Origin of the sequence: Streptomyces sp. NBC_00490 (genome assembly GCF_036013645.1) — a bacterium.
Classification (GTDB): Bacteria; Actinomycetota; Actinomycetes; order Streptomycetales; family Streptomycetaceae; genus Streptomyces; species Streptomyces canus_F.
This window is the reverse complement of the sequence record NZ_CP107869.1, coordinates 4,317,835-4,331,252: the sequence shown is the minus strand read 5'-3', so window position 1 is coordinate 4,331,252 and position 13,418 is coordinate 4,317,835. Positions and strand designations below refer to the sequence as shown.

Annotated in this window: 16 protein-coding genes; 11 read left to right on the top strand and 5 right to left on the bottom strand. The window is 68.6% G+C overall.

Annotated features, from left to right (window positions below):
- Positions 1-4: 4 nt before the first annotated feature.
- Both OG381_RS19545 and OG381_RS19540 read right to left on the bottom strand, forming a co-directional pair.
- Complete coding sequence (locus tag OG381_RS19545; protein WP_307030084.1) at positions 5-598, bottom strand: isochorismatase family protein; 594 nt, start codon at positions 596-598, stop codon at positions 5-7.
- 75 nt (positions 599-673) lie between these two features.
- Positions 674-2,020, bottom strand: a complete 1,347-nt coding sequence (locus tag OG381_RS19540) for a nicotinate phosphoribosyltransferase (protein WP_327717365.1) — start codon at positions 2,018-2,020, stop codon at positions 674-676.
- Between the two features lie 57 nt (positions 2,021-2,077).
- On the opposite strand from OG381_RS19540, the gene clpS reads away from it, so the two are divergent.
- The 8 genes from clpS (at position 2,078) to OG381_RS19500 (ending at position 8,026) form a co-directional block, all read left to right on the top strand.
- Positions 2,078-2,395, top strand: coding sequence for an ATP-dependent Clp protease adapter ClpS (clpS, locus tag OG381_RS19535; protein ID WP_142152253.1), 318 nt, complete (start codon positions 2,078-2,080; stop codon positions 2,393-2,395).
- A 14-nt stretch (positions 2,396-2,409) separates the two neighbouring features.
- Positions 2,410-3,012 carry a DUF2017 domain-containing protein gene (locus OG381_RS19530; protein WP_327717364.1) on the top strand — a complete coding sequence of 201 codons (603 nt, stop codon included), beginning with the start codon at positions 2,410-2,412 and terminating at the stop codon, positions 3,010-3,012.
- Positions 3,013-3,346: 334 nt separating this feature from the next.
- Entirely contained in the window at positions 3,347-4,777 is a 1,431-nt protein-coding gene (locus OG381_RS19525; RefSeq protein WP_327717363.1) for an amino acid permease, read from the top strand.
- 217 nt (positions 4,778-4,994) lie between these two features.
- Positions 4,995-5,417 (top strand): M67 family metallopeptidase, encoded by a 423-nt coding sequence (locus tag OG381_RS19520; protein WP_327717362.1) that lies wholly within the window; start codon positions 4,995-4,997, stop codon positions 5,415-5,417.
- Between the two features lie 40 nt (positions 5,418-5,457).
- Positions 5,458-6,480 carry a LacI family DNA-binding transcriptional regulator gene (locus OG381_RS19515; RefSeq protein WP_327717361.1) on the top strand — a complete coding sequence of 341 codons (1,023 nt, stop codon included), beginning with the start codon at positions 5,458-5,460 and terminating at the stop codon, positions 6,478-6,480.
- A 102-nt stretch (positions 6,481-6,582) separates the two neighbouring features.
- Positions 6,583-6,678, top strand: coding sequence for a putative leader peptide (locus OG381_RS19510; protein ID WP_310736469.1), 96 nt, complete (start codon positions 6,583-6,585; stop codon positions 6,676-6,678).
- Positions 6,679-6,791: 113 nt separating this feature from the next.
- Complete coding sequence (locus tag OG381_RS19505; RefSeq protein ID WP_327717360.1) at positions 6,792-7,070, top strand: MoaD/ThiS family protein; 279 nt, start codon at positions 6,792-6,794, stop codon at positions 7,068-7,070.
- Positions 7,071-7,075: 5 nt separating this feature from the next.
- A complete protein-coding gene (locus OG381_RS19500) occupies positions 7,076-8,026 on the top strand; it encodes a PLP-dependent cysteine synthase family protein (protein ID WP_307030096.1) in 951 nt (316 codons plus the stop codon).
- A 24-nt stretch (positions 8,027-8,050) separates the two neighbouring features.
- Here OG381_RS19500 and OG381_RS19495 read toward each other — a convergent pair whose 3' ends face one another.
- Positions 8,051-8,506 (bottom strand): type II toxin-antitoxin system PemK/MazF family toxin, encoded by a 456-nt coding sequence (locus OG381_RS19495; protein ID WP_327717359.1) that lies wholly within the window; start codon positions 8,504-8,506, stop codon positions 8,051-8,053.
- Positions 8,507-8,753: 247 nt separating this feature from the next.
- Between OG381_RS19495 and OG381_RS19490 the strand changes: the two genes are divergently transcribed.
- Positions 8,754-9,506 carry an MBL fold metallo-hydrolase gene (locus OG381_RS19490; RefSeq protein ID WP_327717358.1) on the top strand — a complete coding sequence of 251 codons (753 nt, stop codon included), beginning with the start codon at positions 8,754-8,756 and terminating at the stop codon, positions 9,504-9,506.
- Positions 9,507-9,581: 75 nt separating this feature from the next.
- On the opposite strand, the gene OG381_RS19485 is transcribed toward OG381_RS19490, so the two are convergent.
- Positions 9,582-10,829 carry a PTS transporter subunit EIIC gene (locus tag OG381_RS19485; protein ID WP_327717357.1) on the bottom strand — a complete coding sequence of 416 codons (1,248 nt, stop codon included), beginning with the start codon at positions 10,827-10,829 and terminating at the stop codon, positions 9,582-9,584.
- A 111-nt stretch (positions 10,830-10,940) separates the two neighbouring features.
- Entirely contained in the window at positions 10,941-12,236 is a 1,296-nt protein-coding gene (locus OG381_RS19480) for a PTS transporter subunit EIIC (protein WP_327717356.1), read from the bottom strand.
- Positions 12,237-12,362: 126 nt separating this feature from the next.
- Between OG381_RS19480 and OG381_RS19475 the strand changes: the two genes are divergently transcribed.
- Positions 12,363-12,596: a glucose PTS transporter subunit EIIB gene (locus tag OG381_RS19475; protein ID WP_171144364.1), complete on the top strand. Its 234-nt coding sequence runs from the start codon at positions 12,363-12,365 to the stop codon at positions 12,594-12,596.
- 79 nt (positions 12,597-12,675) lie between these two features.
- Positions 12,676-13,413, top strand: a complete 738-nt coding sequence (gene rph / locus OG381_RS19470) for a ribonuclease PH (RefSeq protein WP_109498535.1) — start codon at positions 12,676-12,678, stop codon at positions 13,411-13,413.
- Positions 13,414-13,418 lie beyond the last annotated feature (5 nt).

Genomic DNA, 13,418 nt, shown 5'->3' with positions numbered 1-13,418 from the left:
ACGCCTACGCGACGACCGGCTTCCCCGAGAGTTCCACCCCGGCCCGGCGCAGCTCCTCCAGCGCCCGGTCGGTGGTCTCCTCGGCCACTCCCGCGGTGAGGTCGAGGAGCACCTGCGTGCGGAAACCCTCCCGCACCGCGTCCAGCGCGGTGGCCCGTACGCAGTGGTCCGTGGCGATGCCGACCACGTCCACCTCGACGACCTCCCGCGCCCGCAGCCAGTCGGCCAGCGTGACGCCGTTCTCGTCGGCGCCCTCGAAGCCGCTGTAGGCCGCCGAGTACGCCCCCTTGTCGAAGACGGCGTCGATCGCGCCGGAGGCGACGGCGGGGGCGAAGTTCGGGTGGAAGCCGACGCCCTCGGTGCCGGCGACGCAGTGCGCGGGCCAGGAGTGGGCGTAGTCGGGGTTGTCGGCGAAGTGTCCGCCGGGCGCGATGTGGTGGTCGCGGGTGGCCACCACGTGCTGGTAGCCGGAGCCGCCGGCGGCCTGTCCGATCAGCTCGGTGACGGCGGCGGCCACATCGGCACCCCCGGCCACCGCGAGACTGCCCCCCTCGCAGAAGTCGTTCTGTACGTCGACGACGATCAAGGCGCGGCGCATGGTGGGTGTCCTTCGACTAAGAGTGAACTTACGAGCCTAGAGACTTCGACGGCGCTGCGGGAGGGCGCACCAGCTTTAGCTACCCGAGCGCCCGTGCACGTACTCCGTCGGAATGACCGGTTCCCCGCGCGACAGCTGGGTCGCCGACAGCGGCAGCCCGTCCCGCGCGGCCGTGTGCCGGTCCCGTACGACGTCCAGCGACTCGCGCGCCACGACGTCGCCGCTCTTGACCAGCTCGACGAGGAGCTGGCGGTCCACGAGGTCGGCCGGGACGGCCCCGGTGCCGACCACCTCGGTCTCCGCGATCCCGTCCGCGTCCAGTCGCCGGGCCGCCCACTTGCGGCCGCCGACGGAGGTCTTGCCGCCGGAGGACTTCTTCGCGACCGGCACCAGCGGCGCCTTCGGGTCGGCGGACTCGGCGCGGGCGACCAGCTTGTAGACCATCGAGGCGGTCGGGTGTCCGGAGCCGGTCACCAGCTGCGTGCCGACGCCGTACGCGTCCACGGGAGCCGCCGCGAGCGAGGCGATGGCGTACTCGTCGAGGTCCGAGGTCACGATGATCTTCGTGTCCCGGGCGCCCAGCTCGTCGAGCTGCTGCCGCACCCGGTGGGCCACGAGGAGCAGGTCGCCCGAGTCGATACGGACCGCGCCCAGCTCCGGTCCGGCCACCTCCACGGCCGTACGGACGGCTTCCGCCACGTCGTAGGTGTCCACGAGCAGTGTGGTGCCCCGGCCCAGCGAGTTCACCTGGGCCCGGAAGGCGTCGCGCTCGTGGTCGTGCAGGAGGGTGAAGGCGTGGGCGGAGGTGCCGACGGTCGGGATGTTGTAGCGGAAGCCGGCGGCGAGGTCGGAGGTGGAGGCGAAGCCGCCGAGGTAGGCGGCGCGGGAGGCGGCGACGGCGGCGAGCTCGTGGGTGCGGCGGGCGCCCATCTCGATCAGCGGGCGGCCCCCGGCGGCCGAGGCCATCCGGGAGGCGGCCGCGGCGATCGCGGAGTCGTGGTTGAGGATCGAGAGGATCACGGTCTCCAGGAGCACGCACTCGGCGAAGGAGCCCTCGACCCGCATGATCGGCGAGCCCGGGAAGTACACCTCGCCCTCCGGATAGCCCCAGATGTCACCGGAGAACCGGTACGAGCCGAGCCAGTCCAGGGTCTGCGCGTCGACGATGTCCCGTTCACCCAGGAAGCGCAGCACGTCCGCGTCGAAACGGAAGTTCTCGACGGCGTCCAGGACCCGCCCGGTGCCCGCGACGACGCCGTACCGGCGCCCGTCCGGCAGCCGCCGGGTGAAGACCTCGAAGACGCTGTGCCGCTCGGCGGTACCGGCCTTCAGCGCGGCCTGCACCATCGTGAGCTCGTACTGATCCGTGAAGAGCGCCGTCGAGGGAACGTCCACCGGCAGCCCAAGGTCCGCTGTGTTCATGCGATGAGATGGTACTCCCTTCTCGTCGGTGTGACGATTTCGGTGATGCGTGGCAGCATGGGCCATGTGACGTCACCCGCTCCCGTAGAGATCGAACGCACCGAGTCGGCGGAAGAGGTCTTCGCCGTACCCGAGCCGGACGTCCCCTGGGTCACCATCGTCCACAACGACCCGGTCAACCTCATGAGCTACGTGACGTATGTGTTCCAGACGTACTTCGGGTACTCGAAGGACAAGGCCACCAAGCTCATGCTCGATGTTCACCACAAGGGCCGGGCGGTCGTCTCCAGCGGATCCCGCGAGGAGATGGAGCGCGACGTGCAGGCAATGCACGGCTACGGTCTGTGGGCCACCCTCCAGCAGGACCGGAAGTAGCTGAACTCACCTTCATGCCTGGACACTTCGAACCGCTCCCCGGCGGCGGCGCGGCCGTCGCGCTCGACGACGTCGAGATCTCCATCATCCGCTCGCTGGCCGTCCAGCTCCTGGAGCTCATCGGGCCGGGGCCCGCCGAGGACGCCCCCGACGACCCGCTCGCCGAACTCTTCAACGACGGCCCCAGCGAGCCGCCCTCCGACCCGGTGCTCAGACGCCTGTTCCCGGACGCCTACAGCGACCCCGAGGGCACACCCGGGCCTGAGCAGGCCGAGGAGCAGAAGGCGTACTCCTCGGAGTTTCGCCGCTACACCGAGAACGACCTGCGGGCCGGCAAGCGGGACAGCGCCCTCGCGGTGATCCGCTCCCTGGACGCGCTGAGCCCGGTGGGCGACGGCGGGGCGGTGCTCAAGCTGGCGCCGGAGGAGTCGCGCCAGTGGCTCGGCGCCCTCAACGACCTGCGCCTCGCGATCGGCTCCCGGCTGGAGATCACCGACGAGGAGGACACCGACCTCCTCTACCGGCTGCCGGACGAGGACCCCCGTAAGCCGATGGTGATGGCGTACCTGTGGCTGGGCGGGCTCCAGGAAACCCTCGTCACGACACTGCTTCCGTGACCTTCTGACGTAGTTTGTGACCTTTTTGTGTTCGCTCAGCGGACGCTCAAATCCGGATAACGATCACGTCACCGTGCTGATGACGTATGCCCGCTCCGGTATTTGTTTGTCCGCTTCTTCCTGTGCTCTGCGCCACATCTCGCACAGGTGATCAATATTGCGGCCGTGATAAATCTTCACGACCGCCCGACGAACACCACCCGTATGTTCGCTCGGGTGCGCCACCGAGCCGGTAACCACCGGCCAGGCAGAAAACTCCAGTATCCGGGGGGATCGAGAACCGATCCGAGGCCGACGAGAGGCCCGGTTCGGTATGGAGAAAGGCGCACCACACATGACCTCCGCTCAGGTCGACAAAGGCTCGGAGCACACCTCCGAAGAGGGTTACGAGCGTGGCCTCGGCAGTCGCCAGGTCCAGATGATCGCGATCGGCGGCGCCATCGGCGTCGGTCTCTTCCTCAACGCCGGGGCGAACATCGCCAAGGCGGGCCCCAGTCTCATCCTGATGTACGCCGTCGCCGGCGTCATCATCTTCTTCATCATGCGCGCGCTCGGTGAACTCCTGCTCTACCGCCCCGTCTCGGGCTCGTTCGCGGAGTACTCCCGGGAATTCCTCGGCCCGTTCTTCGGCTACTTCACCGGCTGGACGTACTGGCTGCTGTGGGTCGTCACCGGCATGGCGGAACTGACCGCCGCCGCGATCTACATCCACTACTGGTTCCCGGACGTCCCGCAGTGGGCCTCGGCGCTCGGCTTCCTGGTCGTGCTGTTCGTGGCCAACCTGATCTCGGTGAAGCTGTTCGGCGAGATCGAGTTCTGGTTCTCGATGATCAAGGTCACCGCTCTCATCGGCATGATCGTGATCGGCCTCGGCGTCCTCACCTTCGGCTTCAGCGCCGCCGGCGACACGGCCGCCGTCTCCAACCTCTGGGCCTTCGACGGCTTCTTCCCCAAGGGCATCGGCTCCTCCCTGATGACCCTCCAGGGCGTCATGTTCGCCTACCTCGCCGTCGAGCTGGTCGGCGTCACCGCCGGTGAGTCGGAGAACCCCGAGAAGACCCTCCCCAAGGCGATCAACACCCTGCCCTGGCGCATCGGGCTCTTCTACGTCGGCGCCCTCACCGTCATCCTCTGCGTGGTCAAGTGGACCGAGTTCGCGCCCGGCGTCAGCCCCTTCGTGAAGGCCTTCGCCATGATCGGCATCCCGGCGGGCGCGGGCATCGTCAACTTCGTCGTGCTGACCGCGGCCCTGTCCTCCTGCAACTCCGGCATGTACTCCACGGGCCGCATGCTGCGCACCCTCGCGGACAGCGGCGAGGCCCCCAAGGCCTTCAACAAGCTGTCCGTCACGAAGACGCCGGCGCTGGCCATCACGGTGTCGGTGCTCTTCATGGGCATCGGCGTGGTCCTGAACTACATCGTTCCGGAGAAGGCCTTCAGCTACGTCGTCTCCGTCGCCACCGCCGCGGGCATCTGGACGTGGCTGATGATCCTGATCAGCCATGTGCGGTACCGCCGTGCGGTCGAGGCGGGGCGCCTGCCGGCGTCGTCCTTCCCGGCGCCGGGCGGCTCCAAGGGCTCGTACGTCGCCATCGTGTTCCTGCTCTTCGTGACCGGGCTGATCGCGTACGACTCCGAGTCCCGGGTGTGTCTGTACGTGATGGCGGGCTGGGCCGTCGCGCTCGGGATCGGCTGGGCCGTACTCAAGGCGCGTAACCCGGAGATCGCCGAGCGGCGCGAGCCGGAGTTCGAGAACGTCGGATAGGCGCTGGGCCAAGGGTTGTGGGTTGACTGCTGCGCCGTTGTGGCTGGTCGCGCAGTTCCCCGCGCCCCTGGGTAGGTTGCTGAACCGCTTGTCCAGGACGCACCGGTGTCGGGAGCTCTCGTGGTGCTCCCCGCGCCCGCCGCCCAGGCGTCCGGTATATGGGCCGTCCCGTACCACCCGTCGGTACGGGGCGGCCCGTCTGCTTATCCTGGCCAGCATGCTGACCATCACCCAGGCCCTCGTCGACCAGATCGTCGCGCACGCGCGCAAGGACCACCCCGACGAGGCGTGCGGCGTCGTCGCGGGGCCGGCCGGCTCGGACCGTCCCGAGCGCTTCATCCCGATGCTGAACGCGGCCATGTCGCCCACGTTCTACGAGTTCGACTCCGGCGACCTCCTCAAGCTCTACCGCGAGATGGACGACCGCGACGAGGAGCCGGTGGTCATCTACCACTCCCACACCGCCACCGAGGCCTACCCGTCCCGCACCGACGTGAGCTACGCCAACGAGCCCGGCGCGCACTACGTCCTGGTCTCCACCGCGGACACCGACGGCCTCGGCGACTTCCAGTTCCGCTCGTACCGGATCGTGGACGGCGAGATCACGGAGGAAGAGGTCACGGTCGTCGAGGCATACTGATCACTGTACGCCCGACCAACTCGCCCTATCGGAGACGGTGTTGACGCGACGGATCCACGGACAGCGCCCCACGATCAAAGACGTCGCACGTCGGTCGGGGGTGTCGAGATCCACCGTCTCGCGGGTGATCAACGGTGAGCCCAAGGTGCGCGCCGAGGTCGTCGAACAGGTCCGGCAGGTCATCGCCGAGCTGGGCTACGTCCCCAACCAGGCCGCCCGGCAACTGGTCACCCACCGCACGAACGCCGTCGCCGTGGTCGCGGACCAGCCGGACGGCCGGCTCTTCCTCGACCCCTACTTCGACCGCCTCCTGCGCGGCATCCGTAAGGAACTCGCCCTGCACGGCGCCCAGGCCGTCCTGCTCTTCCTGGACGAGCCGGACGACCACGCGCGCGTGGCCGACTACCTCGGCGGCGGCCACGTCGACGCGGCCGTCCTGTTCTCCCTGCACCCCGGCGGCCGGCTGCACGAGATGATCGGCCGCCTCGACATCCCCGCCGTCTTCGGCGGCCGCCCCCTCCTGCTCGACGGTGACACCGTGCGCGCCCACGCCTATGTCGACGGCGACAACCGGGGCGGAGCCCGGCAGGCCGTCCGGCACCTCGTCTCCCTGGGCCGCCGTCACATCGCGACCGTCACCGGCCCCCACGACCAGGAGCACTCCGCCGCCGAACGCCTCGCCGGCTACCGCGACGTCCTCCCCGACGCCCCGCCGGAGCTGGTCGAACGCGCCGACTACACCCGCCAGGGCGGCACCGACGCCATGGCCGCGCTGCTCGACCGCCGCCCTGACCTGGACGCCGTCTTCGTCGCCTCGGACCTGATGGCCCTGGGAGCCCTGGAGGCCCTGCGCGCCCGGGGGCGCCGCGTCCCCGAGGACGTGGCCGTCGTAGGGTTCGACGACCTCGCCGAGATCGCCGAGGCGACCGACCCGCCGCTGACCACGGTCCACCAGGACGTGGGGGAGATGGGGCGCCTGATGGCCCGGCTGCTGTTCGACCGTCCCTCGGACCTGCCCTCGGTCGTCGTACCCACCCGGCTCGTCCTGCGCGCGTCCGCCTGAGCAGGACGGCCCGAACAGCTCCATCTCACTCCCCGGCCGCAATCCGTCCGCAATGTGGGATCACATTCCGGGACCCGGGACGGGAATCGATACGATGAGCCCATGGTTTTTGACGACGTGAGCGAAAAGACGCCGGGCATGCTGCTCGTGGCGCGGCTGCACGTCGACCTGTGCAGGCTCGCCAGCGCCATCTGTTGACGCTGCCCCCTGCCGCCGAACGGCCGTGAGCCGCGGCGCCTCACCCGCACCACCTGCTGAAATGCGCTGCCGCGCGCCCACCGACCAGACACTTCCGACAGGAGCCCGCAACCATGGCCATCGAGGTCCGCATCCCCACCATCCTCCGCACCTACACCGACGGCCAGAAGTCGGTGGAGGGCAACGGGGACACCCTCGCCGAGCTCTTCGCCGACCTCGAGACCCGGCACCCGGGCGTCCAGGCCCGCATCGTGGACGGCGGCGAGCTGCGCCGCTTCGTCAACGTCTACCTCAACGACGAGGACGTCCGCTTCCTCGACGGCATCACCACGAAGCTGTCGGACGGCGACAACGTCACGATCCTGCCGGCCGTCGCCGGCGGCATGGCCTGATCCCGATGCGCTACGACTCCCCGCTGGCCGCGGTGGGCAACACCCCTCTGGTGCGCCTGCCGCGGCTGTCGCCGTCCGACGACGTCCGTGTCTGGGCCAAGCTGGAGGACCGCAACCCCACCGGCTCGGTCAAGGACCGCCCGGCCCTGCACATGATCGAGCAGGCGGAGAAGGACGGCCGCCTCACCCCGGGCTGCACCATCCTGGAGCCCACCAGCGGCAACACCGGCATCTCCCTGGCCATGGCCGCCAAGCTCAAGGGCTACCGCATGGTCTGCGTCATGCCCGAGAACACCTCGCAGGAGCGTCGGGAGCTGCTCGGCATGTGGGGCGCGGAGATCATCCCGTCGCCCGCCGCGGGCGGCTCCAACACGGCCGTACGCGTCGCCAAGGAACTGTCCGCCGAGCATCCCGACTGGGTGATGCTCTATCAGTACGGCAACCCGGACAACGCGGGCGCCCACTACGCCACGACCGGCCCGGAGATCCTCACCGACCTCCCCTCCATCACCCACTTCGTGGCGGGCCTCGGCACCACCGGCACCCTGATGGGCGTCGGCCGCTACCTGCGCGAGCACAAGCCGGACGTCAAGATCGTCGCCGCCGAGCCGCGCTACGACGACCTCGTGTACGGCCTGCGCAACCTCGACGAGGGCTTCGTGCCCGAGCTCTACGACGCCTCGGTCCTGACGACCCGTTTCTCGGTCGGCTCCGCGGACGCGGTCACCCGCACCCGTGAACTCCTCCAGCAGGAGGGCATCTTCGCGGGCGTCTCCACGGGCGCCGCCCTGCACGCCGCGATCGGCGTCGGCCACAAGGCGCTGAAGGCGGGGGAGAGCGCGGACATCGTGTTCGTCGTCGCGGACGGCGGCTGGAAGTACCTGTCGACGGGGGTCTACACGGCGGCGACGACGGAGGAAGCGATCGAGACGCTGCAGGGCCAGCTCTGGGCGTAACCCCTCGTCACGGCCCTCTCTGCTTTACGTCGCCAGGTGACGGACCTGGTCCCACAGGACCGGGTCCACCACACCCACCCGCCGCCGGAAGTCCCACACCGCCACCTCGCGCAGCTCGTCCGTCTCCAGGAAGCTGGCGCGCCCGTGCGCATCGCCCACCGAACCCGGGGGCAACGGGATCACCCCGGCCCGCTCGTCGTGGTACTTGCTGGTGATCTTCGCGACGACCGCCCGCCTCCCGCGCACCGCGAGCACCAGACACGGCCGGTCCTTCGCCCCCGGCCCGTCCTCGAAGGGCACGTTCGCCCACCAGATCTCCGCGGGCCGCGGCCGCGCGCTGCCGGTCCGCGGCCCGGGTCGCCCCGGCGGCCGCGCCCTGCGACCCTGCGGTCTGCGCCCCCGTCCCCACCCGTCCACGAGCGTGGCGACCAGCGCCAGCAGTACCACCGCCGCGAGCGCCAGCCACCAGGACGTGTCCATACGGACGACGTTACCGGCGCGCGATCCGCATTGCGCGCCTTCTGCTGAGCCTTACGCGCCCCTGGTCCAGCCGAACCGGTGACAGCACAGGTGAGTTCGCCCACAACAGCCCTTGGCGGAGGAGCGACAAGGGGTTTTGCGCCTTACGCTCGACGGACCGCACGCCCCCCGAGTCCCTCTTTCCCGATCTTCTGGATTCCTGGATTCCTGGATCTCCTGGATTACCGCCAGCGGAGGTTTCTGCTTTATGAAGCTCACCGTCGTCGGCTGCTCGGGGTCGTTCCCGTCCGCGGAATCGGCCTGCTCGAGCTACCTCGTAGAGGCCGACGGCTTCCGGCTGCTTCTCGACATGGGCAACGGTGCCCTTGGCGAGCTGCAGCGCCACTGCGGTCTCTACGACCTCGACGCGATCTTCCTCAGCCATCTGCACGCCGACCACTGCATCGACATGTGCGCGTACTTCGTCGCACGCTACTACCGCCACGACGGCGGCCGCTGCGATCCGATCCCGGTCTACGGACCCGAGGGCACGGAACACCGGCTGACCACCGCCTACGCGGACACCCCGACCGCCTCCTCCATGAGCGAGGTCTTCGACTTCCACACGGTCAAGCCGTCCACCTTCGAGGTCGGCCCCTTCACCGTGCACACCGAGCGCGTGGCGCATCCCGTGGAGGCGTACGGCATCCGCGTCGAGCACGGCGGCAAGTCGCTCACGTACTCCGGCGACACCGGTATCACCCCCGTGCTGGACGAACTCGCCCGGGACACCGACCTGTTCCTGTGCGAGGCCGCGTTCACCCACGGCAAGGAGGACATCCCCGACCTGCATCTCAACGGCCGCGAGGCGGGTGAGACGGCGGCCCGGGCAGGCGCCCGCCGCCTGGTCCTCACCCACATCCCCCCGTGGACCGACCCGCAGGTCAACCTCACCGACGCCCGCGCGGTCTACGACGGTCCGGTGGAGCTGGCGACGCCGAGGGTGTCGTACGACATCTGAGCCCCCGTACACGCACGAAGGCCCCGGAACCTTCCCGGTCCCGGGGCCTTCGTCATGCCGTACGGCGGTCGGAACTCACGCCTTGGTGAGGTCCTCGACCTCCTCCTCGGGCTCGCGGCCCGGGGTGGGGAGATTCCACTTGGTGATGGCGAAGCGGAAGACGGTGTAGTAGACCGCGGCGAAGACCAGGCCGATCGGGATGATCAGCCAGGGCTTGGTAGCCAGGTTCCAGTTGAGGCCGTAGTCGATGGCGCCCGCGGAGAACGTGAAGCCCGCGTGGACACCGAGCGCCCAGGTGATCGCCATGGAGATGGCCGTGAGCACCGCGTGGATCACGTACAGCACCGGGGCGATGAACATGAACGAGAACTCGATCGGCTCGGTCACACCGGTCACGAAGGAGGTCAGGGCGAGCGAGACCATCATGCCCATCACGGCCTTGCGGCGCTCGGGACGAGCGGAGTGCGCGATCGCGATCGCGGCGGCCGGCAGACCGAACATCATGATCGGGAAGAAGCCCGACATGAACTGACCGGCGGTCGGGTCACCCGCGAAGAAGCGGTTCAGGTCACCGTGCACCACGGCACCCGCGGAGTCGGTGAAGTCACCGATCTGGAACCAGGAGACGGTGTTGACGAACTGGTGCATGCCGATCGGGATCAGCGCACGGTTGATCAGGCCGAACAGACCGGCACCCACCGAGCCCAGGCCGGTGATCCACTCACCCGCGTCGGAGATGACCTCACCGATCGGCTCCCAGACCAGACCGAAGAAGACGCCCATCGCGGTACCGACGAAGGCCATGATGATCGGGACGAGCCGGCGGCCGTTGAAGAAGCCGAGCCAGTCCACCAGTTGCTTGCGGTGGTAGCGCTGCCACAGCACCGCGGACAGCAGACCCATGAGGATGCCGCCGAGGACACCCGGGTTGTTGTAGGTCGCGGCTATGTCCGCGCCCGCCTGCACCTTGGCCTCCGTCACCGGGAAGGCCTTCAGGACATTGCTGTAGACCAGGAACCCGACCAGCGCGGCCAGCGCGGTGGAGCCGTCCGACTTCTTGGCGAAGCCGATCGCGACACCGATACAGAACAGCATCGGCAGGTTGTCGAAGATCGCGCCACCGGCCGTGGCGAAGACCGCCGTGACCTTGTCGGGCAGGTTCAGCTTGTCCTGCACGTCCGCCTGGCCCAGACGCAGCAGGATGCCCGCCGCCGGCAACACGGCGATCGGAAGCTGCAGGCTGCGGCCGACCTTCTGCAGGCCCTGGAAAAGACCGGATCCCCGCTTCTTCGCGGGGGCCGCCGTGTCGGTGGCGGTGCTCATACGTCCTCCATCGGGTGGTGGTCTACACCACTCAGTGGTGTAGACCTGTTGTACACGATGGAGGCCGATATAAGGAACCCGTCAATTCCGCAACCGGAGGGCTACGTACGGTCAGACCTTCGTGACGTCCTCGACCTCGTCCTCCGGCTCCCTGCCCGGAGTTTTCAGATCGAACTTCGTGATCGCGAAACGGAAGATCACGTAATAGACGACGGCGAAGCACAGACCGATCGGAATGATCGCCCACGGTTTCGTCGCCAGATTCCAGTTGATGATGTAGTCGATCAACCCGGCCGAGAAACTGAACCCGTCGTGCACCCCGAGCCCCCACGTCACCGCCATCGACACACCCGTCAGCAGCGCGTGGACCACGTACAGCAGCGGCGCGATGAAGAGGAACGAGTACTCGATCGGCTCGGTGATCCCCGTGACGAACGACGTCAGCGCGACGGAGAGCATGAGACCGCCGACCTCCTTGCGGCGACTCGGCTTGGCGCAGTGCGTCATCGCCAGGGCCGCGGCCGGGAGGGCGAACATCATGATGGGGAAGAATCCGGACGTGAACTGCCCCGCACTGGGGTCGCCCGCCAGGAACATGCTGATGTCACCGTGCACCACGGTGCCGTCCGGCTTGGTGTACGTGCCGAACTGGAACCAGATGGGCACGTTGAGGAACTGGTGCAACCCGATCACCAGCAGAGCCCGGTTCGCGAGACCGAAGATGCCCGCACCCCAGGCGCCCGCGTCGCTCAGCCAGTCGCTGAAGTTCTCCAGCCCGTCACCGATCGGCGGCCAGATCCACAGACACAGCGCCGCGAACACGATCGCCACGAACGCCATGATGATCGGCACCAGCCGACGCCCGTTGAAGAAGCCGAGCCAGTCCACCAGCTTCGTCCGGTGATAACGCGCCCAGAAGAACGCCGCCAGCAGACCCATCACGATGCCGCCGAAGACACCCGGATTCTGGAACGTGAACGCCGTCACCGTGCCGTCCGCCGAGGCCACGCAGCCGATGCCGGTCACCGTCTTCGCCCCGGCGGGACAGTCCTCCGGGAACTGCCGCAGCACCGAGTAGTAGACGAGGAAGCCCGCCACCGCGGCCAGCGCCGTCGAACCGTCCGACTTCTTCGCCATGCCGATCGCCACGCCGACGCAGAACAGCAGGGGCAGCCCCAGCTGGCTGTCGAGCAGCGCGCCGCCCGCCCCCGCCATCACCTTGGCCACGTTCGTCCAGCCGAGCCCGTCGTCCCCGAACACATCCGGCTGCCCGAGCCGGTTGAGGATGCCCGCGGCCGGCAGGACGGCGATGGGAAGCTGAAGACTGCGGCCCATCTTCTGCAGGCCCTGGAACACCGACTGCCACCGTCGGCGTGCGGGAGAGATCTCGGTGGTCTCGGAACTCATGAGTTGGCGACCGCCTGTCAGGTGGTGTAGACCAGTTACGGACGATTGGTTGCTGTGACGTCATCCTTCGGTACATACAGCGCAATCGCTCGCGAAGTTGGGCCAACTGTGCATGAGGAGACCGACATGGCCACCAAAGCTGAGAAGATCGTTGCCGGGCTCGGCGGCATCGACAACATCGAAGAGGTCGAGGGCTGCATCACCCGCCTCCGCACCGAGGTCCACAACGCGGCGCTCGTCGACGAAGCCGCCCTGAAGGCCGCCGGCGCCCACGGAGTCGTCAAGATGGGCACCGCGATCCAGGTCGTCATCGGCACCGACGCCGACCCCATCGCCGCGGAGATCGAAGACATGATGTGAGCCACTGAGCCCACCCCGGAAAGGGGCTCCACCCACCGCGGGAGGAGCCCCTTCCGCATGTGCCGCTAGGCTCAGCGCCATGTCTCGAATCGACGGCCGCACCCCCGAACAGCTCCGCCCCGTCACCATCGAACGCGGCTGGAGCAAGCACGCCGAGGGCTCCGTCCTCGTCTCCTTCGGCGACACGAAGGTCTTCTGCACCGCCTCCGTCACCGAAGGCGTCCCCCGCTGGCGCAAGGGCAGCGGCGAGGGCTGGGTGACCGCCGAGTACTCCATGCTCCCCCGCGCCACCAACACCCGCGGCGACCGCGAATCCGTCCGCGGCAAGATCGGCGGCCGCACCCACGAGATCTCCCGCCTCATCGGCCGCTCCCTGCGCGCGGTCATCGACTACAAGGCGCTCGGCGAGAACACCATCGTCCTCGACTGCGATGTCCTCCAGGCCGACGGCGGCACCCGCACCGCGGCCATCACCGGCGCGTACGTGGCCCTCGCGGACGCCGTGGCCTGGGCCCAGGGCAAGAAGCTGATCAAGGCCGGCCGCCAGCCCCTGACCGGCACCGTGAGCGCCGTCTCGGTCGGCATCGTGGGAGGGGTGCCGCTGCTGGACCTCTGCTACGAGGAAGACGTCCGCGCCGAGACCGACATGAACGTCGTCTGCACCGGCGACGGCCGCTTCGTCGAGGTCCAGGGCACCGCGGAGGCCGAGCCCTTCGCCCGCGACGAACTCAACTCCCTGCTCGACCTTGCCGTTTCGGGCTGCACGGAACTCGCTGTCCTCCAGCGCAAGGCCCTTGATACCGTCCTCGAAAAGTAAAGGAC